The sequence below is a fragment of the Corynebacterium sp. HMSC064E08 genome (assembly GCF_001811805.1).
GTDB lineage: Bacteria > Actinomycetota > Actinomycetes > Mycobacteriales > Mycobacteriaceae > Corynebacterium > Corynebacterium jeikeium_D.
On sequence record NZ_KV806700.1, the window covers coordinates 644,522 to 669,796 of the forward strand.

Below are 25,275 nucleotides of genomic sequence, written 5' to 3' on the forward strand. Positions count from 1 at the left end.
CCCACAGGAGTTAGAGGATGAGAGGCAGAGTCGGCCTCGAAGACTTCATCGGCACTCGCTTGGAGCCCTGAGCGGCAGGTAACATTCCCTCCCGTGACAAATAACGAAAACCTGCCCAAGTCTGGGCCGGGCAACGCCGAGGCTGCCGCTGTGAGCACCTCGCACGCGCCCGAGAACGCAGTAAAGTCCGAATCCACAGCAACCACGCCACGCCACATCCCGGTACCAAAATCGCTGTACCCGATGTTCACGGCCATTTTCATCGGCGTGCTGATCGTCTCCAACATCACCGCCACCAAGGGCGTGGAAATCTTCGGCCTGGCCACCGACGGTGCCTTCTTCCTCTTCCCCTTGAGCTACGTCATCGGCGACGTGCTTTCCGAGTGCTACGGCTACAAAGCCACCCGCCGCACCGTGTGGACCGGTTTCGCCATCCTCGCCGGCGCAATGCTCTGCTTCTTTGCCGCCATCAAGCTCCCGGCGGCACCGTGGTACGAAAATCAGGAAGCATTCACCACCGTGCTCGGCACCGTACCGCAGCTTGTTCTCGCAGGTCTGGCCGGTTATGTCGTCGGCCAGCTGCTCAACGCCTGGTCGCTCAACGCCATTAAGAAGCGCACGGGCGAAAAGGCCCTCTGGGCGCGCCTGATGGGCTCGACTGTGGTCGGCGAGTTCGTCGATACGCTCATCTTCTGCTCCATCGCCGCCACCGCGATCGGCATCGACACCTGGGGCACCTTCGTCAACTACGTCATCGTCGGCTTCATCTGGAAGACCGCCGTCGAGATCGTAGTCATGCCACTCACCTACGCCGTCATCGCGTGGGTCAAGCGTCGCGAAGGCTACTACGACATGCACGTTCCCGCTTAACGACGAAAAAAGTGCCGCGACCTCGCCTGAGAAGCGAAGAAGTCGCGGCACTTTTTGCTTTTACTTCACATCCCGTTTGGCATTGACCCAATGAGCAACGCCAACAGCCACAACAATCCAGGCCACCAGCACCACGATGTTGAACCACATTGGCTGCGTCATCCCGGCTTCAAACCCAGTGCGTGGATTCTCCGGGTTTGTCATCATACCGCCCAGCTGCGTTGACAACTGCTGAATGCGTGCACCCGGCGTGACCAGCCATAATGGCCGGAAAATCGCATACGCCAGCGCCGCGAACTCCAGCATGCTTTCCACCACCAGAATCCACACCAGCGGAATAGCGACAGCGGCCACGCGCGAGCGCGTCAACACTCCCAGCGACATCGCGATTAGTCCAAACACTACAAAGCCAAGCACTCCGGCGAGCATGTCCGTGGCAGCGTCGCCGCCCTTGAACTCCACGCGCGGGGAAACCGTCACCGATAACCAAGCAAGCGCCACACCAATGACCCAACAGACAGCAATCAGCACAAGCGTCAGCGTCATCCGTGCCGAAAGCCACAGGCTCCTTCGGTCCTGCGTCAAGAACGCATGCGCATTCATCTGATCGTTGTACTCACCCGCCAGGGTGGAGCCACCAAAGGCAATCACGATCATGTTGAAGATCACGGTCCCCAACAGCAGCAATTCCCAATCAGCGGTCGCACCAGCATCCGCCGCCATGCTGAAAGCCGCCATCGGCCCAGCTATCGAGCCGACCAACAGCACCACATAGACCCACGTGCCACGCAGGCTGGCTAGCTTCGTCCATTCCGACCGCAAAGCGTTTCCAAAACTCATCTCAGTCACTCCCCTACTGCCCAATCGCCTGCGCGCGGTACTCCTGCGATTCCTGGGTCGCAGCCAGGAACTTCTCCTCCAGGTTGTCGCGCTTCGTGTGCAACCGCGTCACCAATAGCCCCTCACGCAAGGCAGCAGCCGCAATGTCGCGGCGGAGTTGCTGCTCACTGATGCCGTCGTAAAGCGGAATGCGCAATTGCTTATCGACGTCAACCCCCTGCGCCACCGGCCCTAACGCCTGCAGCAGCCGAGCCGGATCATCGACCTCAACTTCGATGACCGTGCCGTCAGCGAGGAACTCATCCATGCTGTACTCGCCAATCATGCGGCCGCGCCCGATGACGACGATGCGGTCGGCGGTGAGCTGCATCTCGGAAAGGAGGTGCGACGACACGAGGACAGCACAGCCCTGAGCGGCCAGCGCCTTGATGGTGTGGCGCATCCACGAGACGCCTTCGGGGTCCAGGCCGTTGACCGGCTCATCCAAAATCAGATGCTGCGGCTTGCCGAGCAGAGCCGCTGCCACTCCCAGACGCTGCTTCATGCCCAGCGAGTAGCCGCCGACCTTGTCCTTCGCCGCCTCGGTCATGCCGACCTGCTCAAGGCACTCTTCCACGCGGGTGTCGGGGATGCTGGCGCCGCGGGCGAGGGCCCGCAGATGAGCGCGGCCCGAACGAGCCTTGTTGTGCCAACCGGCATCCAGAATTGCACCGGCGATGCTGGGCTTATTCTTCAGCGTGGAAAAGGGCTGGTTGCTGTAGGTGTTGCCCTGGGAATCCGTCCCGGTGAACAAGGCCTGGCCCGTGGTCGGGGTATCGAGGCCCAGCATGCAGCGCATGGTGGTGGACTTGCCGGAGCCATTTGGGCCGAGAAAACCTGTCACTACACCGTCGGGAACGGTGAAGGACAGGTCATCGACGGCTAATTTCGAACCGTACTTCTTGCTGAGTCGTTCAACCGTGATCATGTCCTCCATGATGCCGGTTGAGACTGCCTCGCGCAGTAGAGCTAGGTCTAGTTTTGGGCTTCCCCCGGGCCCGCCCAGCCGCCACTTCACGCCACTGGACTGATTCGGGTGTTCCCTGCCACTTCACGCCACTGGTGTCACCTCATGCCACCTCCACAGATGGCACGAAGTGACATGGCTGTCGTGAAGTGCGAAAAGGCAGAAGCCTAGCCCCAGCCCAGCCACAGCCCAACCGACCCAAGCACTCCCCAGCACACCCCAGCCCCCAGCCGAGCCCTAATTCCCCACCGCACGGCCACCGTTGGCGTAGTAGCGGCCCATAAACTCATCGCGATACTCGAAGAACCGGTCCTCCAGGATCGCAGCGCGAATGTTCTCCACCAGCTGCACCATGAAAAACAGGTTGTGAATCGTGCACAGCGTGCCAGCCAGGTACTCCTTGGCCTTCAACAGATGATGCAGGTAGGCCCGGGAATAATTCAGCGAAGTGTAGGAGGGCACCTCCGCATCCACGGGGCGGAAGTCGTTCTTGAAGCGGGCATTCGTCAAGGTCATCCGGCCATCGAGCGTGTACACACCACCACGGCGGGCAAGCCTAGTCGGAGCGACGCAGTCAAAGGTGTCGGCACCGGCCTCGACAGCGGCAAAAATATCGTCCGGCTCGGAAATCCCCAGTAGGTGGCGGGCGCGGTCGTCGGGAAGCTCGTCGTTGACCCAACCGCAGATCAGGCCCAGATTCTGCTTCTCAATCGCCCCACCAATGCCATAGCCGTGGAAGCCGAGCTGGCCGGCGTCCTCGAACTCGCGGGAGAGCTCCACCAGCCCGCGCGCGGCCTTGCGGCGCAGGTCTTCATACTGCGCACCCTGCACGACACCGAATAACTGCTGGATGGGCAACTGGCCGTCGTCAAGCGAATGGACATGCGCATCGACCTGACCGCGCGAAACTGTCAGCTCGTTGTGAGCCTCCAGGCAACGGCGCGCCCAGCGGTGCGTGCGCTCGACGGATGCCTCCTGGTAGCCGCGGGTGTTCATCAGCGTGGTGAGCTCGTCGAACGCCATCATGATGTCGGCGCCCAGCGCGTGCTGGATACGCATGGACACCTCCGGCGTGAAGCGGTGCTCGGAGCCATCGATGTGCGAGCGGAAAGTCACGCTGTCCTCGTCGACGAACGCGTTGCGCTCTTTGCCCTCGGCGACGATGTCGTCTTTCTGCATGCCGGTGACGTCCATCGCGAGGGTCTTCTTAAAACCCGCGCCGAGGCTGAGCACCTGGAATCCGCCGGAGTCGGTGAATGTCGGGCCGTTCCAGTTGGAGAACTTTGCCAACCCGCCGGCCTGGTCGACGATTTCCTCGCCGGGCTGCAGGTACAGGTGGTACGCGTTCGACAGCATGGCCTGCGCGCCGGTGGATCGCACCTGCTCGGGCGTGAGCGTCTTCACGGTCGCCTTCGTGCCGACCGGAATGAACGCCGGCGTAGCAATATCGCCATGCGGGGTGTGGATGGTGCCAGCACGTCCGCGCGCGCCTTCGATTTGCTTTACGACGTCAAAGCCCGTCGTCCTCGACTGCGACATGAAGCTCCTTGGTTGTGGTCCAGTGCTAATGCCTTGAGGTTACCTGGGTGCTATTCGCGAGTTACTCAGCGCTGTCGTTTTCCTCGGGTTGGGCAGCGTTTTCCGGGTCCCACACGGCGCGGCTACGACGTGGCGCTTCCTCTTCGAGTCCTTCGCGCTTCATCAGTTCCGCAACCGTAATCTTCTTCCGCTTACGAGCCGGGCTGTAGTACGGGCGGACCTCGACGTCCTTGGCATTTTCCGGGTTCGGCTGGGCGTCGGTTGGTTCAGCTGGCGCGGGCTGCATGAGCTGTTCGGTCGGCTCCGCCTGCTCTGGCTGCTCTGGCTGTGCCGGCTGCTCCGGATCAAAAGGCGCCGTAGGGGCGGACAGTTCGGCCTGCTCAGAGCGTTCGGCCTGCTCAGCCTGGTCAGCGGGTTCGAGCTCCTTCAGCTTTGCCTTCTTCCGCTTCGGAATCCAGCGGTTACGCTTCTTGGTCGCGACAGCCACAGCAGTACCACCAGCTGCGCCCGTTGCAGCGGCCGCGCCCTCTGCACCAGCACCGACTTCACCATCGGCACTGTCTGCTTCGTCCTCGTCAGCGTCAGCCCCGCCAAAGCCACGCCCAGCGCCTTCGCTTTCGGGCAACAGGGACTCACCGCGAGCCATACGCTCGCGGCGGCCCTTCTCCACCAGTTCCTCGGAAACCTCTTCCAGGGCAGAGCCTTCGACATCCACAGAAGGCAACACCTTGTCCAGCCACTTCGGCATGTACCAAGTAGCGCGGCCAAGCAGGAACATGGCTGCCGGGATGAAGGTCATGCGGATAACGAAGGCGTCGAAAAGCACTGCGGCACCCAGCGCGAAACCGAATACCTTGATGATCGCCAGGGGTTGCCCGGCGAACGCCGCGAAGACGGAGATCATAATAATCGCAGCGGCCGTGACCACACGAGCGCCAAGAGTAAAGCCTTCAACGACCGATTCTTCGACCGCGTTGTACTTCGATTCTGGCGAGGATTCACCCTTGTTGTGGGTGTAATGCTCGCGCATGCGGGAAACCAGGAAGACCTGATAGTCCATGGCCAAACCGAACGTCACACCAATGAGGAAGATTGGCACAAAGCTGACCAGCGGACCCGGAGTGCTAATCACACCCCAGAGGCCATCCTGGAAAAATGCCACCGTGACACCGAATGCGGCTGCGACAGAGAGCAAGAAACCCACACCGGCAGTCACCGGCACCATCAGGGAACGGAAAATCATCAGCAGCAGGATCACTGCCAGACCCACGACAACGCCCAAGTAGAGCGGCATTGCGCCTTGGAGACGGTCGGTGATGTCAATTTCGATAGGAACCAGGCCAGTGACACCGGTGAATAGGCCGGTGGTTTGCTCAATCTGCTTCTGCTGATCGCGCACCGCGTTCATCAACTGCTTGGTCGCAGGATCGAGCGGACCCGACTTCGGGGTCATAATCATCTTGACCGCAGTGCCGTCATGATTCATGCCAATCATCTGGATGTGCTCGACACCGACGTTGGACTTGAACTGGTCGACAGCGTAGCTATAGGAAGCCTTGCGGGCGGCCTCGATGTCAGAGAGTTCCGGGTTGGTCTGCTTCAGGGACTCGATAAGCGGTTTGAGCACCGGCGCATCGGGCTTCACATCATCCGACTTGGCAATAATGATGAGCTGCGAATTACGTCCCGCGCCGAAGCCCTCTTCAATCATGGTGATGGCCTTGCGGTTCGTGCTGTCCTTCGCCGCAGTAGAGTCCGACGGCAGCGCCAGCTTCAAGTGCATAGCCGGGTAGGCCAACGCCAACAGCAAGACGATACAGCCGACCAGGAACAACCCTGGGGCCTTGTGCACGAAGGTGACCCAACGACGCCCCATCGTCATCTCGCCGAAGAAGGAAGAGCGGCGTCCCTTGCGCGCATTACGCGAGGGATTGCCAGCAACACCGGGCACGCGGCCAGCGAAGACCTTGTCGCCCAGCAGAGACATAACTGCCGGCAGCAGGGTCAGAGAAACCAGCACTGTGAAGGCCACCGTGATTGCAGCCGAAATACCCATCAGGGACATGAACGGCACCTTGGCAACCGTCAGCGCCGCCAACGCGACAATCACAGTAAGACCTGCGAAAACCACAGCGGAGCCAGCCGTACCGGTAGCCATACCGATGGCATCTTCGTTGGTCATCCCTCGGGCTCTTTCTGCCCTGTAGCGAGAGAGGATGAACAGTGCGTAGTCAATACCGACAGCCAGGCCGAACATGACGGCAAGCACCGGGGTAATCGAGTTGACGTCAGTGAATGCGGTCATCAATGTCACACCGAAGACACCGATGATGATGCCCACTACCGCCGTCACAATAGGCAGGAACGAAGCCACCAGAGAGCCGAAGGTGACAACCAGCACGATAAACGCCACGGTCACACCGATAATCTCCGAGGTCGGAGCCACCTCAATCGCGGGCTGCATGCCCGGACCAGAGGCCTCGACCTTGATACCTGCGTCACGACCGGCCTGCATCGCGTCGAGAAGCGCCTGCATATTCTCCGGCTCGATGTCCTGCGGCATCTTGGCATCGAAAACGAAGGTGGAAATACCGTAGCGACCGTCATCGGACACGGTACGCATGGCATTGGCATCGGCCTCGGCGACATCCTTGGGCAGGCCAGCGGCCATGCCCTGTTCCTTGACCATCGCCTGCATCTTCGGATTGAGGTCTACCGGGTTGTGAAGCTGCAAATCGTCGGCGATTTGGCCGACATTGTCGCGGATGCCGTTAATGACCTGGTCAACAGCTTCTTTATTCTGTGGGTCATCGAGCCTCTGCCCCTCGGGGGCCTCGAAGGCGACATAAATACGCTGCTCTCGAATTGGGTTCGGAACATCGGGGAACTTTTCCTCAATCACGTGCGAAGCCGTTGCCGACGGCATGCCGGGGATCGAGAACTGGTCGATGAACCCCTTCTGGAATGCGGCAACTGCACCGCCCAGCCCCGCCAAAATCAGGAACCACGCGATGATCACAGTCCATTTATGCAGGTAGGAGAACCTGCCGAGTTTGAACAAGGCCTTTGCCATGTCAAGTTTCCCTTACGTCTAATATTCGCCTGGACCGCCCCCAACTGCAGCTTCCCCAAGTTCGCGCTAACCAAGCACTTCCTCGGACTTCACCTGCAGTTTGAAGCCTCTTCGCTACTCCGATGCTAGCGACCACCCCGGATTGGCCAACATCAACTCTGGCGCTGACGCGGTCATTGGGGGCGGGCACGACATAAAAACCGGAAATACTTTTGCTAAGAGTAGCGGACTTCCCGGATAAACGTGAACAATGGGGTGTGTGTTACTGATGTTATTTTTGTGATTTAGGCGCTCCAGGTCGGGTGCCTCACCATTTGCCGCTTTACGACGGACACCTCCCACACCTCCACCACACCCAGACAATCAGGGCCGATTAAATGCAAAACCCCCGGGGCTCCTATTTAAAGGAACCACCGGGGGTTTTATTGGCGGTGACGGAGGGATTTGAACCCTCGGTACGGGGTTACCGCACAAAGCATTTCGAGTGCTTCACCTTCGGCCGCTCGGACACGTCACCGCTAGAAAACGTTACAGGTAGCCCCTTTATCTACCAAATCCCCAGGTCAGAGTAGCCAGGCCTTCGCCAAGCAGTTCACGGCGCACTTCAACCCGCGTCCCCCAAGCCCCTCAACCCTCCACCGCGCTATTCGGGGTGGCCAACGCCCGCTGAGATATGAAGGAATAGTCTGTAGCTTGAAATCTAGAAACTTAAACACAGAAGTACAGCCACACAGAAAGGGTTCTCCCTCATGATTCGTTCCGCCATCATCGGCTACGGCAATTTGGGCCGCAGCGTCGAAAAGGTCATCGCTGACCAGCCGGACATGGAACTCGTCGGCGTTTTCTCCCGTCGCGATTCGCTGGACACTGAGGCCCGCGTACTCCCGGCGGCGGATGTCGAAAAGTACAAGGATGAGGTAGACGTACTGTTCGTGTGCCTCGGCTCGGCCACCGATGTCCCGGAGCAGGCTCCTGAGCTGGCAAAGAACTTTACGACGGTCGACACCTACGACAACCACCACGAGATTCCGAAGCACCGCGCGGCCATGGACGCCGCCGCCCGCGAAGGTGACAACATCGCCATGATCTCGACCGGCTGGGATCCGGGCCTGTTCTCCCTGAACCGCGTCCTGGGCGCTGCTATCCTGCCGGGCGCAGACCAGATGACCTTCTGGGGACCGGGTCTGTCGCAGGGCCACTCCGATGCCGTGCGTCGTGTGCCGGGAGTAAAGAAGGGTGTCCAGTACACCAAGCCGAACCCGGAAGCTATCGAGGCCGTGAAGAAGGGCGAGGGCGCAGACCTAAAGGGCAACGAATGCCACCTGCGCCACTGCTTCGTCGTCGCTGAAGAGACCGGCAACGCCGACGAGGACGCCAAGCTCAAGGAGCAGATCCGCGAAACCATCGTGACCATGCCGGATTACTTTGCCCCTTACGAGACCATCGTGGACTTCATCTCCGAGGAGGAGTTCGACCGCGACCACCAGGGCATGCCGCACGGTGGCCAGGTCATTACCCGCGGCCAGGCCGGTACTTCCGGTCACGTCATCGAGTTCGGCCTCGACCTGGAGCGCAACCCCGACTTCACCGCAGCTGTCCAGGTTGCCTACGGTCGCGCTGCCTACCGCCTGAAGCAGGCCGGCGAGACCGGTGCCCGTACCGTCTTCGAGATCGCCCCGTACCTGCTGTCCGCCGAACCACTGGATGACCTGGTGGCCCAGAAGCTGTAGCCAGCCCCAACGCTGGCAGCCGGCCATCGAAACACAAAGAACCCAACCGCCTCCGCATATCAGACGCGGAGACGGTTGGGGTTATCTCTACCCGAGAACTAAGCGCTTTACTTGTCAGTCAGCTTGCCCAGGGTCTCAGTAGCCTTGTCCTTCAGGTCCTCAGCACCCTGCTTGACCTTCGAAGCAGCCTGCTCGCCCTTGCCCTGGTTTGCCAGGTCGTCGTTGCCAACGGCGTCGCCGGCAGCTTCCTTAACCTTGCCGCCCAACTCGTCGGCCTTGTTCTGCAGCTCGCTCATTATGTAAGCCTCCTATGTAAACGACTTATCTATTCTCTAGAGCCACCGTCTAGCAGCTCCACTAGTTCCGACGGTACGTGAAAATGAAGACCCGTCACGGCCACGACGGGAATTGTGACCTAACTGTGACCCCGCTCACGCTTCCAACTGCCGTTGCCGCTCGAAGAATTCCCGCAGGTAAACGGAGCATTCGTCGGCAAGCACACCTCCGCGCACCTGCGGCGTGAACGCGTGGGCGGGATCGCGGATGACATCGGCGATAGAGCCGCACGCGCCGGTCTTGGGCGACCACGCGCCGAAGACCACGCGCCCCACGCGCCCCATGACGCACGCGCCGGCGCACATCACGCACGGCTCCAGCGTCACGACCAACGTGCACTGCTCCAGCCGCCAGCCGTCACCAACGACGCGGGTGGCCTCGCGCAACGCAATGACTTCGGCGTGGGCAAGCGGGTCACCATCAGCTTCCCGACGGTTCGAGCCCCGGCCCACAACCTTGCCCTCGGCATCCACGACCACAGCTCCCACCGGCACATCCCCGGGCGCCGTGTGAGCAGCTTCGGCAATAGCCAGGCGCATCCACTCTTCGTCGAGAATGTCCTGTTTTCGACGGGGTAGGGCGCTTGGCCGACCAGCTGGCTGGCTGGTCGTAAGGGCGCTTGGCCGCCCGGCCAGATTACCTTTGTCAGGGTTAGTCGTCATAGGGGTCGTAGTCGTCATCGTCGCCGTCGTAATCCAGGTCGGCGACATCGGCTAGCTCCTCGGCACACCCCAACTCCTCAGCGATGGCCAGAAGCTGCTCGGACGCCCACAGCGACTGATCGTCACAGATGGACTCCAGGGCTTCCTCCGAACAGCCCAGGTCAGCGAGGATATCCATGTCCCCCTCAGCCCAGGCATCGACATCGTCGAGCTCGTCCTCGTCGAGGTCGGGGATATCCAGATCCAGCTCGTCGAACACATCTGCCGCAATGTCATCGGTCACGGCAGCGGTAGCGTCGGAAAGCACAACGCGCAGCGACCCAACTCCCTGGCGCACGAGAATGAAGTAGTCGTCGTCGATATTGAGCATTCCGACAGCAGCGCGTTCCGAACGCAGATTGCGCAGCGCCTGTGCGGCGTCAGCGAGCGAATCGGTGGCGTCGTCCCCGAGGTCGACGACGCGCCAACCGCGCTCCCCCATAGTTACGGCAACCGCGAAGGAGCGGTCGTCATCGGAGGTGTACCCTCCGGAAAAGGTCGTGCTCATAACCCACAACGCTAGTCGCTGTATGTCATGCTTGTCAGGTGAGCAATTTCGAGTCCCCCTCCCCTGCTTCGTCCTCCCTGTCAGCTGCACAACTACCCGCGGTATGCATCCTCGGTTTGGGCCTCATCGGTGGCTCCATGATGCGCGATCTGCGGGCTCATAATGTCGAATGCTTCGGTTGGAATCGCTCGTCCGCAACGGTCGAGGAAGCCACGAAGGAGGGATTCGACGCCAGTACAGATCTTCAAGCCACGCTCGAACGTGCTGAGGCTAGCCGCGCGCTCATCGTGATCGGCACCCCCATGACAGTCGTCGGCACGATGCTCGACGCCATCAATGAGCACGCCCCCAGCTGTAGCATTACGGATGTGGTCTCCGTGAAGGCGGCCGTCGCCGCCGAGGTCTCCGCTCGCGGGATGGAGGAACGCTTCGTCGGCGCGCACCCAATGGCGGGGTCCGCGCAGGCGGGCTGGTCCGCCACACTCGAAGGGCTTTTCGACGGCGCCCCCTGGGTCATCACCTACGACCTGGCAGCCGCTGCCGACGTTGCGGGCGAGCCCGCCCCGGAGCGCTGGATTGAGGTCTTTTCGCAGGTCGCCAACTTGGGAGCAGCTCTTGGCAGTCAGCTCATTCCAGCGCTGAGCGACCACCACGATGCTAGCGTCGCCCGCATCTCCCACATGCCACACCTGACCGCCTACGCAATTGCCGCCGCCGGTGAAGCCGGTGGTCCTCTGGCCATTTCGCTGGCGGCCGGCTCTTTCCGCGACTGCACCCGCGTCGCCGCCGCTGCTCCCGACATGGTCATGTCCTGGTGCGAGAACAACACCGAACCCGTGCTCGCCGCGCTTGACGACGTCATCGAGCGCCTCACCGCCGCGCGCACCCAGTTGGCCACCGAGGGAACCGCTATGGACCTGGCCAAAACCGGTCAGATTGCCCGTGTCCGCTACGAGGCCCGCCCCGCTCACCGCCCGGTTTTCCGACTGCGCGTCGGAGAGGGCGATTGGATCAACCAGTTGAAGTTGGCCGAAAGCGTCGGCGGCCAGGTAGATGTGTTCTAGTGTGGAACTATGTTTTCCCCCGAGCTGCACACCAGCCTCGCCGGCATCACTGTCGTCAACTTCGCCATTAACGTTCCGGGACCACTGGCCGCTCAGCACTTGGGCCAGCTAGGCGCCCGGGTGATTAAGGTCGAACCACCCACAGGCGACCCGCTCGGTTCCTTCGGCCGCCCCTGGTATGAAGCTATGTCCGCAGGTCACGAGATTATCCAGGCGGATCTGAAGAGCGATGAGGGCCGCGCACAGCTGAGCTCGCTGATTGATGAGGCCGATGTGGTCATCACCTCGGTTCGCCCCTCCGCGCTGGAACGCATGGGGCTGGCGGGTCTCCACGAGCGCCCGAATGGGCCGGTGCATATCGACATTGTCGGTGATACCAAAGCTCCAGAAACACCTGGCCATGACCTGACCTACCAGGCGGAGGCCGGAACTCTCACGCCCCCGGCCATGCCGCCAGTGCTGTTGGGCGACATCCTGGGTGCACACTTTGCGGTCACCGCTGCCCTTGCCGGGTTGATTAAGCGGGCGGGTGCTGGGGCGGACGTCGTAAAGCAGCCTGGACTGCACTGCCGCATCGGCCTGAAGCAGGCGGGTGAGGCCGGTGCCGCGCCGCTGAAGTACGGCATGACGGCGCCCGGCGGACTACTCGGTGGCGGCCTGTGGACGTACGGCCTCTACCCCAGCGCCGACGGCTACGTGGCCGTGGCAGCGCTGGAGCCGCACTTTGCCGCCGCCCTGACCGAGGCCACACGCGCGAGCAACCGCGAGGAGCTTGCGGATTTCCTCCGCGAGCGCACCAACGCCGAAATCATGCAGATTGCCAGCGAAAAGTCGCTGCCGCTGGCTGCAGTGGAGTAAGCGGGTCAGTTTAAGGCCGCGCGCCTCGGGGGTCGGGGCCTGGAGCCTTACGCCGTCAGCCCCGCGGCCTCCGCGGTGAGCTCCACCGAACGCAGCCGGTCAGGAACCTTCAGCGATTGATGAGCCACAATCAGCTCATCCGCCGTCGAGTACTCACCGAACTGCGCAATCTGCTCACGCACCTGCGCCACCGTGCCGACCGCCGTGTGACGGAACATATTTTGCACCTGACGCCCCTGCGGGGTATCCATCAGAATCTCCGCCTCATCGTCAGTGAGGTGATGCCCACCGCGACTCAGGAACCGCCTGACCATGTTCCTGCGGGTAGCGAAGTACTGCTGCTGTGCGTCTTCTTCGCTTTCCGACGCAATGACATTCATGGCCGCAAAAGCGTACGGCTTATCCAGCTGCTCAGAAGGCTGGAACTGCTCGCGGTAGACCGCGATGGCATCGCGAAGCGCGTCCGGAGCGAAGTGCGAAGCAAACGCATACGGCAAGCCGAGCGCCGCTGCGAGCTGAGCACCAAAGAGCGAGGAGCCCAGAATGTACAGCGGCACATGAGTGCCGCGGCCCGGAATCGCGTTGATGCCCTTGATCAGCGACTCGTCGGAGAGGTAACCGCGCAGCTCCTGCACATCCTGCGGGAAGGAATCGGACGAACGCGGGTCACGCCGCAGGGCGCGCATAGTGGCCTGGTCCGTGCCCGGCGCACGACCAAGCCCCAGCTCGATGCGATCCGGGTACAGATTCGCGAGCGTGCCGAACTGCTCCGCGACCGTCAGCGGTGCATGATTCGGCAGCATGACGCCGCCGGAGCCGAGGGTGATGCTCTCGGTTTTTGCAGCCACGGCTGCGATAAGAACTGCCGGCGACGAGGACGCGATGGAGTTCATATTGTGGTGCTCAGCGTACCAAATACGCTGATAACCAGCCTTTTCCGCTGTCTGCGCCAAATCGATGGAGCCCTGTAGGGCGTCGGCGTGGGACTGCCCCGAGGCTACGGTAGCAAGGTCAAGAATGGACTCAGTACGAATCATGGTTCCACAGTCTAGACCGTTAGTCGGATATTGCGAGTTTGAGATGCTTCGAATACTGAGGCGCTGGGGTTTGAGGTTTTGGGGATTCGGGTGCGGGTGGCTCATGGGTGGCTCGTGGGCGGCTTGCGGGTGGACGGGCTCATGGGTGGCTCGTGGGCGGTATTCACTTGTCGATGAGGTATTCACATATCGATGAGCTATAGCCTGGCCACAAGTGAATAGCTCATCGATATGAGCGCAGGCAAAGCCAATACCGCGCGCATAAGTGCCGGAAAACCATCGATAAGTCGGGCAGACAAAAAGACCCGCACCTTACCGGTGCGGGTCTGCGTTGTGCGCCCGAAGGGATTCGAACCCCTAACCTTCTGATCCGTAGTCAGATGCTCTATCCGTTGAGCTACGGGCGCATTTTGTTGTTATTCAGCGACTCTGGGGTAATTCCCTCGGCCCCTGCAACGAATAGATACTTTACTCATCCTGCGGAGTTTTACAAAATCCGCTGTTCAGAGGCATAATCCGGGCAACCCGGGAAGAGTCTTAGGCTGCAACTGCGCCACCCGCTATAGCTGCGGGTGGCAGCGTAAGCTGTACGCGCGGCGGAGACTATCCGCCGCACAGCACCAGACCAGTCCTACTCGCCGCGGACCCAACGGACAGCGTTGCCGAAAATGTCCTGCTCACCAATGCCCGGAATGTTGCGCATCAGACCCTCACGGAAACGCTCCGGGTGGCCCATCTTGCCCAGAATCCTGCCGTCAGCACTGACAATGCCCTCAATGGCGTAGGAAGAACCGTTCGGGTTGGCTGGCGCTGTCATCGTCGGCACGCCCTCGGCATCGCCGTCGGCATCGACGTACTGGAAAGCGACCTGACCGGCCTCGAACAGGCGGCGAGCCTCGTCCTCGGAAACCACGAAACGGCCCTCACCGTGAGAAACCGGCATGAGGTGGGTCTGACCTGGCTCGAAATCGCGCAGCCACGGGGAATCCACGGTCGCGACGCGAGTAGTAGCGATGCGGGACACGTGACGCAGCTGGCGGTTGTGGGCCAGGGTCGGCGAGTCCTCGCGGAGCTGCGCCGGGTCGCCGTACGGCAGGAAGCCGGACTTGACCAGCGCCTGGAAACCGTTACAAATACCGAGCACAAGACCGTTGTCGGCCACGAACTCCTTGACGGCGGCTGCGACATCGTCGGAACGCAGGAACGCGGCGATGAACTTGGCGGACCCGTCCGGCTCATCGCCCAGGGAGAAGCCACCGGAGAACGCCAGGATGTCGGCGCCCTGAAGCTTCTCGATGAACGCCTTCGTGTCCTCCGCCAGCATTGCCGGGGTCAGGTTGCGGATTACGTGGAACTCGTAGGTAGCGCCCGCTGCGACGAATGCCTCGGCCATGTCGTACTCGGAGTTGGTACCCGGGAAGACCGGCAGCAGCACGTGGACATCCTTCTTGCCCGGGCTTTGCAGGTCGGTCTTGGTCTCGCTGACCTGGTTAGCGAACTCCGGCAGGGCCTCGCCCTCGTAGTCATTGAGCGGGAAGACCTCACGGTAACCGGACTCCATTGCCTCCAGAGCCTCGGCGACAGTGAAGGACTCCTCACCGAAGCGCAGCGTGCCCGACTCGTCGGTGGCACCGATCTTCACAGCACCCTCAACAGCACCCTCAACATCCTGACCAGCCGGAACAGCCACAACGATGGAGCCCAGCGGAGCCTCCGGAAGGGATGCCTCCAGGCCCACGCCATTGCCCACAGCCATGTTGACCAGGGTCGCAGCCAGATCCGCATTGGTAACAGCCGAGGCCGCAGCCGGACGCAGCTCCCGCACAGCGGCAAACAGTTCGTTGAGCTGCTCGTAGTTCGGTTCCCCGGACTCGAGCGGCTGGTGCGCAAACAGGTAGAGGTCGAAATTACCTGCGGGGATTGCAGCGGATACGGCGTCGGTCTCGTCCATTGCAGCAACTGCGAAGGTCACCAGGGTCGCCGGCACGTGCAGGTCCTCGCCGTAGGTGCCGGACATGGAGTCCTTACCACCAATGGCCGCAACCTGGAAGCCGTCCTGAGCCTCCAGCAGGCCAAGCAGAGCCTGCGCAACCTCGCCCCAGCGCTGCGGGTCCTGGTCCAGGCGCTGGAAGTACTCCTGCACACTCAGCCAGGCACCGCGCGGATCGCCACCGGCCGCTGCGAGCTTAGCCAGTGCCTCCACGACGGAGTAGGAACCCATGAGGTACGGGGACTCGTCGGCAAGCGATGGCGAGTAACCCCAGGTCATGACGGACGCGGTGCTTGTGCCGCCATCGACCGGCAGCGTCTGGATCGACGCCTGCTCGTCGGTCTTCTGCGTCGCACCGCCGTACGGCATGAGCACGGTGGAGCGGCCGACGGTCGAGTCGAACTGCTCGATCATGCCCTCCTGGGAGCCCGCCGTCGCCGCACGCAGCGACTCCAGTACGCTCGTCGGAGCCTGCTTTACGACGCCGCCCTCCGCAGCAACCATTTCGACGTTCTGGGCGCGGTCGGCGCCGTTGGTGTCGATGAACTCACGGGAGAGGTCGAAGACGACCTCGTCGCCCATGAACATGCGCAGTCGACCGGTATCGGTGATGTCGGCCAGCGCGACGGCCTCGATGTTCTCTTCAGCAGCGGCGGCGATGATGAAGTCCGCATCCTCCGGGCGCACGACCAGCGCCATGCGCTCCTGGGACTCGGAAATTGCAATCTCGCGGGCATTCAGACCGGCGTACTTCAGCGGCACGCGCTCGAGGTGAATGTCGATGGAGTCAGCCAGCTCACCGACCGCAACGGACACGCCACCAGCGCCGAAGTCATTACAGCGGACAATCTTGGTGGCGACGTCCTCGCGGCGGAACAGGCGCTGAATCTTGCGCTCGTTGACCGGGTTACCCTTCTGCACCTCGGCACCGGAGCGGCCCAGCGAGTCCTCATCGTGAGCCTTGGACGAGCCGGTCGCACCGCCGACGCCGTCACGGCCGGTGCGGCCACCGAGCATAATCACCACATCGCCCGGCGCAGGTTCGAGGCGCTTGACGTTGTCTGCCGGGGCAGCGGCGACGACGGCACCGAGTTCCATTCGCTTAGCGACGTATCCCGGGTGGACCAGCTCGCGCACACCAGTGGTGGCCAGACCGATCTGGTTGCCGTAGGAGGAGTAGCCGGCTGCGGCGCGGGAGGAAATATCGCGCTGCGGCAGCTTGCCCTCGAGGGTCTGCTCGCGCGGAGTGTTGATGTCACCTGCGCCGGACAGACGCATGGCCTGGTAGACCCAGGAGCGACCCGACAGCGGGTCGCGGATTGCGCCACCGAGACAGGTGGAGGCACCACCGAATGGCTCGATTTCGGTCGGGTGGTTGTGGGTCTCGTTCTTGAACATAAGGAGCCACTTGCGGTCATCGCCCTCGACGTCGACATAGACGGAGCAGGCGTTGATTTCTTCGGAGACTTCCTGGTCATCCATGACACCCGTGCGACGCAGTTCGCGGCCCATGATGGTGCCCATGTCCATCAAGGAGCGTGGCTTGTGCGTGCGGCCGTTGAGCTCACGCAGCTCGTCGTAACGACGCAGCGCTCGGTCGAGCTGTGCGGCAAAGCGCGGCTCGTTGTTCTCGATGGAGGTCAGCTCGGTGTTGAAGGTGGTGTGGCGGCAGTGGTCCGACCAGTAGGTATCCAGCGCGGACAGCTCTACCTCGGTCGGAGTGCGGCCCTCGGAGCGGAAGTAATCCTGGATGGTCTTCAGGTCAGCCAGCGACATGGCCATGCCGTCGGCTGCGAGCAGCTCGGCCAGGCCTTCGTCATCCAGCTCGGTGAAGCCCGGGTACTCCTTCAGCGGCTCGATCTCGCCCATGCTCGGACGGCGCAGGACGCTCAGGTTCTTCTCCCCCGATTCGACCGGGTTGATGAGGAAGGAGCGCACGGCGTCATTCACCGGAGCATCGAAAATATACAGCGTTGCCGAGGTGATCTGCGCCTGCGTTTCCGGGCGGAGCAGGCGCAGGGCCTGCTCGGCGGCATCGGCACGCTGGTCGTACTGGCCAGGCAGCGGCTCGACAGCAAGGTAGTTCCCCAGCTCGGCGGGGGCCGGGAGCTCGACCAGCTCGTCGACACGCGAATCAGCAACTACCGACTCACGCAGCGCGACAAGATCCTCCTCCGTCGCATCGAAAGCATCGTAGAGATAGTAGATTGCCACCTCGCCGTCCTGGCCGATCGAGGACAGCAGCGTAGCTTCCTCATTGCGGAACTCGGGCTTACGGCGAACGGCTAGACGGGCGTCCATCAAGGCTCCTATCGAAATACGGGGAGGGCAACCGGGGTCTAAGTCTATTGCAACTGTTCAGGATAGGAAAATGTCCCCCGGTGTGCGAGGCGGCGCGGGGCGGCGCGGGGCGGAAGCCCCGATTGACCAAGTACAAGGCCAGGCTAATCGGATTCAGCCGGGCAAAGGCTGCGCGGGGGTGTTGGAGGTACGGCCGTGGCGGCTCAGGGAGGTGGCGAGTCGGTCGGCAGGTCCGGGTTGGTGCCTGTTGCTGCGCTTTGCTACCTGTTGCTGCGCGTTGCTGGAGCAAGGGAGCTGGTTCGTTGTCTTATCGATGCATAGTTCACCTATCGATTCGCTATAGCCTGGCCACAAGTGAACAGCGCATCGACAAGTGCACACGTAGCACCCACAGCGCGCGCATAAGTGGCGCAAAACCATCGACAGGCCACGAGAAACCATCGATAAGTGGCCGAACCCTGGCCACAAGTGAAGGACCGCGCTGCCCCGCCCCGCAATGCCCCGGCTCGCGCTGCACTGCCAGGTAATAAAACAAAAAGACCCGCACCTACAAGGTGCGGGTCTGCATGGTGCGCCCGAAGGGATTCGAACCCCTAACCTTCTGATCCGTAGTCAGATGCTCTATCCGTTGAGCTACGGGCGCATGTGGCGGAGGCGAGAGGATTCGAACCTCCGGCCCGTCGCAAGACAGGCAACTCCTTAGCAGGGAGCCCCATTCGGCCGCTCTGGCACGCCTCCAAAACCACTGGCATCGATCCCGCTTCAGCAAAGCTGTTCGCCATTGCGTGGACGAGACCAAATAACCGCAGCCAATCCTACAGAACACAAGAATTGAAAAGCAAAACACCCGCGGAGCCACCAAATACGGCGCCACAAATAGCGACCACACCTTGGGATTTTGCGGGGATTCTGTACTGCCCAATCCGGGCCATGTTCTACAGTTAGGCCTATGACCAACGATGCATCTTCAGTTCAGCCCAAAACCCGTGCCGACCTCGAGCAGGTTCCGGCCTATGTCCCGGGCAAGGCTGTGCCCGGCGCGCTGAAGATCGCGTCCAATGAAATGACCCAACCGCCACTGCCCTCGGTGGTAGAGGCCATCTCACAGACCATCGCTGACCCAACCACCAGCCCGAACCGCTACCCGGACATGGGCGCGGTTGACCTGCGCATTAAGCTCGGCGAGCACCTGGGTCTGCCCATGGAGCAGGTCGCGGTCGGCTGCGGCTCCTCTGCTCTGTGCCTGCAGCTCGTGCAGGCCACCTGTGCGGATGGGGATGAGGTCGTGTTCCCGTGGCGCAGCTTCGAGGCCTACCCCATTCTCGCTCGCGTCGCTGGGGCTACTCCGGTGCCGGTGCCGCTGGATGCGCAGGGTCGCAATGATCTTTCGGCAATGGCTGCCGCTATCACCGGCCGCACACGCCTGGTTTTCGTCTGTAATCCCAATAACCCGACGGGCACGACCATCACTCGCGAGGCATTCGCGGAGTTTATGGCGCAGGTTCCGGGCGATGTTGTGGTCGCTCTCGACGAGGCGTACATCGAGCTGGTGGACGAGGCCACTCATGCTGCTACCCCGTTGGCGCATGAGCTGCTGGATACCTACCCCAACCTGGTTGGCCTGCGCACATTCTCCAAGGTCTACGGTTTGGCCGGGCTTCGTGTGGGCTACATGTTCGGCCCGGACAAGCTTGTGGAGGCCGTGAATAAGGTCGCTATCCCCTTCTCCGTAAACACTATCGCGCAGATTGCCGCGCTCACCTCGCTCGACGCACAGGAAGAGCTCACCGCCCGCATTGCTGAGGTCCGCGCACAGCGCGTCGCCGTCACAGAGGCCATCAACGCCGCCACCGGCCGCGAGACGGTGCTGCCGAACTCGCAGGCCAACTTCATTTGGATTGACGAGGGTCGGATTGCGGATCTCTCTTTGCTTGACGACGTCTCGGTGGCCACCACCACGGATCTCGGTGACTTCTTGGCGCAGCGCAACATTCTCATCCGCTGCTTTGCCGGCGAAGGTGCTCGTATCACCATCACTACTGAGGACGAGACCTCGCAGTTGCTGGCTGCGCTAGGAATTGAGCGCTAACAGCTATCGCTCAGCTAGCAGCTACCGGCGCGGCCGGTGGTCGCGCCACCGCTGCGCTCAATCGCCTTTGCGATGCGGTCAAGCATTTGCTGGCCGGTCTCATAGGTGCCGTCGTCAGGCTGGGCTGCGATAGCTACACCAACGAAGGTGCCCGGCTTCTTGCCCGGCAGATAGCCGAACTGCCGCACAAGGTAGACGCCTTCATCATCGGGACCCCAACCGCCCTTGAAGTGGGCGCCGCGGATGCGTCCGAGGCCGTAGGACTGCTCGTCGGCAATCTGTCCCATGAGGTCAGCGACCTTTGGGCCCGCCTCGATGCACTGCAAATTGGCGCCGAAAATAGCCTGGTCGCGCAAATCCCACTGCGTCTGCCCGAAGACGGTGTATTCCGCACGGATGCGGTCAGTGCCCATGACGGTGCGGGTGTCGTGGCCCTCTCGGAGAATCTCGTCGGTGGTCGCGCCCGCGGTCGCGTCATCGCCCAGGGAGTACCACATGGACTCAGCCGCATCGTTATCGGAAACCGTGATTGCGTCTTCGACCAGGGAATCCACGCCCGATTGGCGCACATAAGCCACCGCAATCGGCACCTTGGAGGTCGACCAGGCCGGACCCGTTTTGAAGTCACCCGTGGAAACCACTTCGGAATCCTTATCCGGCGTTGCCAGAGCGGCGCCGGCCAAACCACCGAGTTCCTTTTGCGCGGATTTCACGGCCTCGACAACTTCGCGAGGCATCTCACCGGGCACAACTTTCCCGTCGGAGGATGCGCCGCCGGGGCCGTCGTCAAGCGGATTGGACAGCGTCGGCGACGGCATGCCCGCCGAATCGGTGCCAATGGTGCAGGCGCTAAGGCCGAGCGTGACGACGGCGGTTGCGGCCAGAGCCGCTCGGAGACGTTTAGACAATGTGCACCGTCGCATTCGTACCGCCGGTACAAGTGACAACCTCACCGTTATCGCGGCAGGTCATGCTGTATGTCTTGCCTGTTGTTGGGCTGCTAGCGGTGACAGTACCGTTGAGCTTCTTCGTAAGTTGGTACTGCTCAACGAAGGAATTGCGGACGTTGGTGGCAAACTGACAGGTCGTCGTGTTACCGCCGACATCTTCTGCATATACCAAGTTCAAATCACCCGGATCGCCCGAGCCGGAGCAGTGACGCCAGTTCGATGGCGGCTGGAACCCTTCAGCGCGACGCTTCTGCTCAGCGGTCGACGAGGTGGAGGAACCCTCAGCACTAGCGGACTGAACCGACTGGGGCGAGTTGCTGCCGGCCGAATTCACTCCCTTCGAATCGGAGAAGTAGAAGTAAGCCATTGCGCCGACGAAGAGAGCGACCGCAACGAGTGCCAGGACAATAACCGCGATGGTCAGCCCCTTGTTGTCATTGCGCGGCGCAGCAGCCGGACCAGCTTGCGGACCTGGAACATAGGGGGCAGGGCGGTATGGTTCAGGCTGCTGGGACTGTGGATACTGCTGCTGCAGATACTGCGTTTGCCCCTCAGGCTGCTCCCACTGTGCCCCATCCACAGCGCTCCACGCATTTGCCGGCGTATCAGCGGAGGGTTGATCATCTGACGTGCCCGGATTTATGCTCCACTCACCGAACGAGTCGTCCGAGTGGTTGCTCCGATTCGTTGCCATTGTTCGACCTTTTCCCTCAATACCGTCCGCCAGTATGACGCTGGGTTTGTATTACAGCAAGACCGAGCTTACCGGTTTTGGCAATTTGCCCGTATTGTTTCAGGCCACAGTACACGTTGGTCGGAGCAATTAAATTACCTCCGCAAAATTACCTGTGGCAGATTTCGGACACACGAAACCCCCGACCGCATGCGACCGGGGGTTACGTTCTGCAATTCGCTCTCTATCCGGGGGAAGTTTTTACTTATCCCTCAGAGAGAACTGCCGCTAATCGCGACCTAGAACAGTCGTTAGAACGGCCACCACGACGGCTTCGCATTCTTGTTCACGACTACCTTTTCGCCGCCGACAACCCAGTTCTCGTTGGGGTTCAAAAGCGCGCCCACGTGGGCGTAGCCGCCGTTGTCGAACTCACCTTCGTAGTCCGGAGCCCGGTACGTGAAGTCAACGGAGACAGACTTCGAACTGCTGACAGTCGGGTTGTCCTTGAAGGCACCGAGGAAGCCGCCCTCCGTCCAGGACAGGCGCACCTGACGATTACCGTTGCGCTCGGTGTTGACGTACTCCCCCTCCTTCAGCGTGTAAATACCGCCGCCGAGGATATTGTCCTGCGACTGGCGAGTCACACGAACGAGCTCAAAGTCAGCCGGGATGTTGTGGCCGATTCCCCGCAGCTTGGCGTTGCCGTTGACACCGACGACCTCAATACGGATCGTGACCTCGTCACCCGGTCGGACCTCCTTACCGCGGATAATCTGCGAGTAAACATCAGCAGACCATGCCGGGCCACCGATGGTGCCGAGCTTCTTCTTCGGGGCGCTCGAGCCCGGCAGGGTCAGACCAGGCGAATTAAGTCCTGGCGAGTTCAGACTCGGCGAGGGCAGACCCGGGGACTGCGCCATGGCCGGAGCGCCGAAACCGAAGGTCAAGCCAGCTGCGATGGTAACTGCGGCAATGGCGGTACGGGAGCGACGTCGCGGACGAGAGGCCGCGATGTTCTTGGAGTGCATATTGCGCATGATGGGAAAACTTTCTGTGAAAACCTGAAAACAGGCGCGGTGGAAAAGCTGGAATTACTTAGCGGTTAATGCCCGGCGACGGCAGCCCCGGGGACTGGAAGCCCGGTGACGACAGGCTCGGCGACTGCAGGCTCGGGGAGCCCAGCGAGCCACCTGGGACATCCGGAATACCCGGAATATCCGGAGCTGGCGCCTCCCGCTTCACAGTGAGCTTCGGCCCCATGTCATGCAGCTTCTCCACCGAGTTGCTCGGGTTGAAGTGGATTTCGGTTCCCGTATTCAACGCACCGTCGGCAATTGCGTCCGTGACGCGGTACTTCCACTTGAAACTCACAGTCGACGTGGTCGGGGAACCCCATGCCTGTGTGATTCTGTCGGCTGCAAACTCCACCGCACCGTTGTTAACGATTTCCAGCCACTTATCCGACTCGTTCGGATTCGCCCACTCATCGTTGCCGACCTTGTACGTCGCCGAGTTGGCCACGTACTGCAGACCATTCGGAATGACATCGGTCATGCGCTGAATGTAGGACTTCGCACCCCAGATGTTGTTGTCCGTGTAAGTCAGAGTAAAGGTCACGACATCGCCAGGCTTGACGACGGCACCCGCGACACCATTGACCTCAACGGATCGCGTCACATTGGAGTTCTTCCAGCTATGCGTCGCGCTGGAGGAACCAGTACCGGTGACTTCACCAATGGCGTCGGTGACAGTCTGAGTGATGGAATCAACGCTCAGCAGGTCCTGAGCATGTGCGGTATTACCGAATCCCGCAAAGGTCATACCTGCAGCTAGAGAGAGTGCAGCAATGCGAGCAATGCTGCGGTTACGTACGGTGCGAGTTGCCATCTGTCACGGGCTCCTTTTAACGATGCGAAGACTTGTGGTCGGAGTAGGCCAAACATGGCGGTTCTCCAGTAGGAATGCACGCGTGATGCATCGGCGTGCGGTTCACTTGGCGATAGTTAATACGATGCCTATCGACGGCGGCAACAAGTAGCCATTTTTCGAACATCGCCCTAAAAATCGAAAACCATGTCGCCACATCAGTCACACCAGTCACATGTCCGCACATGCGTTACAGGTTTGGGCCGGCTGGAATACTTTTAACTATAGAAATACGCACTGCCCTGAAATGGCTGTTCCACACCGCTGCCAAAATTGCCCCCATTTTCCATCCCGCGACAAAACACCCCAGCTTGCCCCCTGTAACGCTGTTCAGGAGTATCCAAAGAGCCCAATTACATGCCCGTCCGACCACCCCATAACGGGGTTAACCACGAAAGCCTCCCAAAGGTCCGACTATCCGTCGCTGACCTCAGCACATACGCCAACTTTTAAGAGAAATGAAGAAACCCCCGGTAGAAAATCTACCGAGGGTTTCATCTGCGGAAGCAGGGGGATTTGAACCCCCGGAGGTGTGACCCTCGCTGGTTTTCAAGACCAGTGCATTCGGCCGCTCTGCCATACTTCCAACGCCAACATCATAACCGCATACCGCCGTAAGGCAGCAAACGCCCTCATAACACCCCTTGCCAGCACCTTTCGCAAGCCCTTCATCGGAAACCACACCCCAAGCATCCACCTCTACAGACATAACTATTTTTGCTAATTGCAAAAGAGCTTGAAATACCGCGTGCATAACCAGTTTTTGCATTACCTTTGAAGACTATGAAGGCAATCATTCAGACTGATCTTTCCAACCCCCGCGCCCTGGAATGGGCCGATGCTCCGGAACCGACTCTCGAGGATGGGCAGGTGCTGGTCAAGGTCAAGGCCGCTGGCGTAAACCGTGCTGACCTACTGCAGGCCGCTGGCCACTACCCGCCACCGAAAGGCGTGACCGACACTCTCGGCCTGGAGTGCGCGGGTGTCATTGAAGAGGTCAAGGGCGACTCTCAGGGCTGGAAAGTCGGCGACGAGGTCTGCTGCCTTCTCTCCGGTGGCGCTTACGCCGAAAAGGTCGCAGTCCCGGCCGGCCAGATTCTCCCACTGCCACATGGCTACTCATTCACCGAGGCCGCATCCGTCGTCGAGGTTGCCTGCACGGTGTTCTCGAATGTCGTGATGATTGCCGGCCTCAAGGAAGGCGACCTACTGCTGGTCCACGGTGGCGCGGGCGGCATCGGCACTTTCGCTATTCAGATGGCCAAGCGGCTCGGTGCTCGCGTCGCAGTCACCGCCGGTTCAGCGGAGAAGCTGGCTAAGTGCAAGGAGCTCGGCGCCGACATCCTCATCAATTACAAGGAAGAGGACTTCGAGGAGATCGTTGCAGCTGAGGGTGGCGCCAATGTCATTCTGGACATCATGGGCGCAAAGTACCTCGACCGAAACGTCAAGGCCCTGGCGAAGGACGGCCACCTGGTCATCATCGGCATGCAGGGAGGCGTTAAGGGCGAGCTCAACATCGGCCGCCTGCTGAGCAAGCGCGGCTCCATCACCGCCACCGGCCTGCGCTACCGCGATCTCGCTGACAAGGCTCGCATCGTCAACGCCACAGAGGACACCATCTGGCCAATGCTTGCCGACGGCACCGTCACCCCTCAAATTCATGAGGTCATGGATATGCGCGACGCAGCCAAGGCCCACGAGCTGCTCGACAGCGGCGCGGTCAGCGGCAAGATTGTGCTGACCGTCTAGGGCGTGTCTCCTAATTGTGGGCCTGTGCT

At 61.2% G+C, this 25,275-nt stretch carries 19 protein-coding genes and 5 tRNA genes; 6 read left to right on the forward strand and 18 right to left on the reverse strand.

Annotation, left to right across the window (positions count from 1 at the left end; all coding sequences use genetic code 11):
- Positions 1 to 93 precede the first annotated feature (93 nt).
- Positions 94 to 870, forward strand: coding sequence for a queuosine precursor transporter (locus HMPREF2820_RS08490; RefSeq protein WP_069359013.1), 777 nt, complete (start codon positions 94 to 96; stop codon positions 868 to 870).
- A 60-nt stretch (positions 871 to 930) separates the two neighbouring features.
- On the opposite strand, the gene HMPREF2820_RS08495 is transcribed toward HMPREF2820_RS08490, so the two are convergent.
- From HMPREF2820_RS08495 to HMPREF2820_RS08515, 5 genes are all read right to left on the reverse strand, one after another.
- Positions 931 to 1,710: an ABC transporter permease gene (locus HMPREF2820_RS08495; RefSeq protein ID WP_070603689.1), complete on the reverse strand. Its 780-nt coding sequence runs from the start codon at positions 1,708 to 1,710 to the stop codon at positions 931 to 933.
- Between the two features lie 13 nt (positions 1,711 to 1,723).
- The gene (locus HMPREF2820_RS08500) at positions 1,724 to 2,677 is read right to left on the reverse strand and encodes an ABC transporter ATP-binding protein (protein ID WP_070603687.1); all 954 of its coding nucleotides are present in this window, start codon (positions 2,675 to 2,677) and stop codon (positions 1,724 to 1,726) included.
- A 276-nt stretch (positions 2,678 to 2,953) separates the two neighbouring features.
- On the reverse strand, positions 2,954 to 4,255 hold the full coding sequence (gene tgt, locus HMPREF2820_RS08505) for a tRNA guanosine(34) transglycosylase Tgt (protein WP_070603634.1): 1,302 nt from the start codon (positions 4,253 to 4,255) through the stop codon (positions 2,954 to 2,956).
- A 61-nt stretch (positions 4,256 to 4,316) separates the two neighbouring features.
- Positions 4,317 to 7,328 carry an MMPL family transporter gene (locus tag HMPREF2820_RS08510; protein ID WP_070603635.1) on the reverse strand — a complete coding sequence of 1,004 codons (3,012 nt, stop codon included), beginning with the start codon at positions 7,326 to 7,328 and terminating at the stop codon, positions 4,317 to 4,319.
- A gap of 426 nt (positions 7,329 to 7,754) precedes the next feature.
- Positions 7,755 to 7,845, reverse strand: a tRNA-Ser gene (locus HMPREF2820_RS08515).
- A 232-nt stretch (positions 7,846 to 8,077) separates the two neighbouring features.
- On the opposite strand from HMPREF2820_RS08515, the gene HMPREF2820_RS08520 reads away from it, so the two are divergent.
- Complete coding sequence (locus HMPREF2820_RS08520) at positions 8,078 to 9,058, forward strand: diaminopimelate dehydrogenase (RefSeq protein ID WP_070603636.1); 981 nt, start codon at positions 8,078 to 8,080, stop codon at positions 9,056 to 9,058.
- A 107-nt stretch (positions 9,059 to 9,165) separates the two neighbouring features.
- Here HMPREF2820_RS08520 and HMPREF2820_RS08525 read toward each other — a convergent pair whose 3' ends face one another.
- From HMPREF2820_RS08525 to HMPREF2820_RS08535, 3 genes are all read right to left on the reverse strand, one after another.
- Entirely contained in the window at positions 9,166 to 9,354 is a 189-nt protein-coding gene (locus tag HMPREF2820_RS08525; RefSeq protein ID WP_005510930.1) for a CsbD family protein, read from the reverse strand.
- 135 nt (positions 9,355 to 9,489) lie between these two features.
- Entirely contained in the window at positions 9,490 to 9,951 is a 462-nt protein-coding gene (gene tadA, locus HMPREF2820_RS08530) for a tRNA adenosine(34) deaminase TadA (protein ID WP_256375239.1), read from the reverse strand.
- Between the two features lie 94 nt (positions 9,952 to 10,045).
- Complete coding sequence (locus tag HMPREF2820_RS08535; protein WP_005510946.1) at positions 10,046 to 10,603, reverse strand: tRNA adenosine deaminase-associated protein; 558 nt, start codon at positions 10,601 to 10,603, stop codon at positions 10,046 to 10,048.
- A gap of 38 nt (positions 10,604 to 10,641) precedes the next feature.
- Here HMPREF2820_RS08535 and HMPREF2820_RS08540 point away from each other — a divergent pair, with 38 nt between their 5' ends.
- The gene (locus tag HMPREF2820_RS08540; protein ID WP_070603637.1) at positions 10,642 to 11,667 is read left to right on the forward strand and encodes a prephenate dehydrogenase; all 1,026 of its coding nucleotides are present in this window, start codon (positions 10,642 to 10,644) and stop codon (positions 11,665 to 11,667) included.
- Positions 11,668 to 11,676: 9 nt separating this feature from the next.
- Positions 11,677 to 12,525 carry a CoA transferase gene (locus HMPREF2820_RS08545; RefSeq protein ID WP_070603638.1) on the forward strand — a complete coding sequence of 283 codons (849 nt, stop codon included), beginning with the start codon at positions 11,677 to 11,679 and terminating at the stop codon, positions 12,523 to 12,525.
- Positions 12,526 to 12,572: 47 nt separating this feature from the next.
- On the opposite strand, the gene HMPREF2820_RS08550 is transcribed toward HMPREF2820_RS08545, so the two are convergent.
- The 5 genes from HMPREF2820_RS08550 to HMPREF2820_RS08570 form a co-directional block, all read right to left on the reverse strand.
- Positions 12,573 to 13,562: an LLM class flavin-dependent oxidoreductase gene (locus HMPREF2820_RS08550; protein WP_070601690.1), complete on the reverse strand. Its 990-nt coding sequence runs from the start codon at positions 13,560 to 13,562 to the stop codon at positions 12,573 to 12,575.
- 334 nt (positions 13,563 to 13,896) lie between these two features.
- Positions 13,897 to 13,969 (reverse strand) — tRNA-Arg (locus HMPREF2820_RS08555).
- Positions 13,970 to 14,193: 224 nt separating this feature from the next.
- A complete protein-coding gene (locus HMPREF2820_RS08560) occupies positions 14,194 to 17,853 on the reverse strand; it encodes a phosphoribosylformylglycinamidine synthase (protein WP_070603639.1) in 3,660 nt (1,219 codons plus the stop codon).
- 567 nt (positions 17,854 to 18,420) lie between these two features.
- Positions 18,421 to 18,496: transfer RNA gene (locus tag HMPREF2820_RS08565), tRNA-Arg, on the reverse strand.
- A 3-nt stretch (positions 18,497 to 18,499) separates the two neighbouring features.
- A tRNA-Ser gene (locus HMPREF2820_RS08570) sits at positions 18,500 to 18,591 on the reverse strand.
- A gap of 211 nt (positions 18,592 to 18,802) precedes the next feature.
- Between HMPREF2820_RS08570 and HMPREF2820_RS08575 the strand changes: the two genes are divergently transcribed.
- Positions 18,803 to 19,942, forward strand: coding sequence for a histidinol-phosphate transaminase (locus HMPREF2820_RS08575; RefSeq protein ID WP_070603640.1), 1,140 nt, complete (start codon positions 18,803 to 18,805; stop codon positions 19,940 to 19,942).
- A gap of 14 nt (positions 19,943 to 19,956) precedes the next feature.
- Here HMPREF2820_RS08575 and HMPREF2820_RS08580 read toward each other — a convergent pair whose 3' ends face one another.
- The 5 genes from HMPREF2820_RS08580 to HMPREF2820_RS08600 all read right to left on the reverse strand — a co-directional run bounded on the left by HMPREF2820_RS08580 (position 19,957) and on the right by HMPREF2820_RS08600 (position 24,080).
- Positions 19,957 to 20,850, reverse strand: a complete 894-nt coding sequence (locus tag HMPREF2820_RS08580) for a hypothetical protein (protein ID WP_242451355.1) — start codon at positions 20,848 to 20,850, stop codon at positions 19,957 to 19,959.
- Positions 20,843 to 21,586, reverse strand: a complete 744-nt coding sequence (locus tag HMPREF2820_RS08585) for a hypothetical protein (protein WP_070603642.1) — start codon at positions 21,584 to 21,586, stop codon at positions 20,843 to 20,845. Before HMPREF2820_RS08585 ends, HMPREF2820_RS08580 begins: the two co-directional genes overlap by 8 nt.
- Positions 21,587 to 21,876: 290 nt before the next feature.
- Positions 21,877 to 22,605, reverse strand: a complete 729-nt coding sequence (locus HMPREF2820_RS08590; RefSeq protein WP_070603643.1) for a hypothetical protein — start codon at positions 22,603 to 22,605, stop codon at positions 21,877 to 21,879.
- 58 nt (positions 22,606 to 22,663) lie between these two features.
- Entirely contained in the window at positions 22,664 to 23,455 is a 792-nt protein-coding gene (locus HMPREF2820_RS08595; RefSeq protein ID WP_070603644.1) for a DUF11 domain-containing protein, read from the reverse strand.
- A gap of 540 nt (positions 23,456 to 23,995) precedes the next feature.
- Positions 23,996 to 24,080 (reverse strand) — tRNA-Ser (locus HMPREF2820_RS08600).
- A gap of 197 nt (positions 24,081 to 24,277) precedes the next feature.
- Between HMPREF2820_RS08600 and HMPREF2820_RS08605 the strand changes: the two genes are divergently transcribed.
- Complete coding sequence (locus tag HMPREF2820_RS08605) at positions 24,278 to 25,246, forward strand: NAD(P)H-quinone oxidoreductase (protein WP_070603645.1); 969 nt, start codon at positions 24,278 to 24,280, stop codon at positions 25,244 to 25,246.
- Positions 25,247 to 25,275 lie beyond the last annotated feature (29 nt).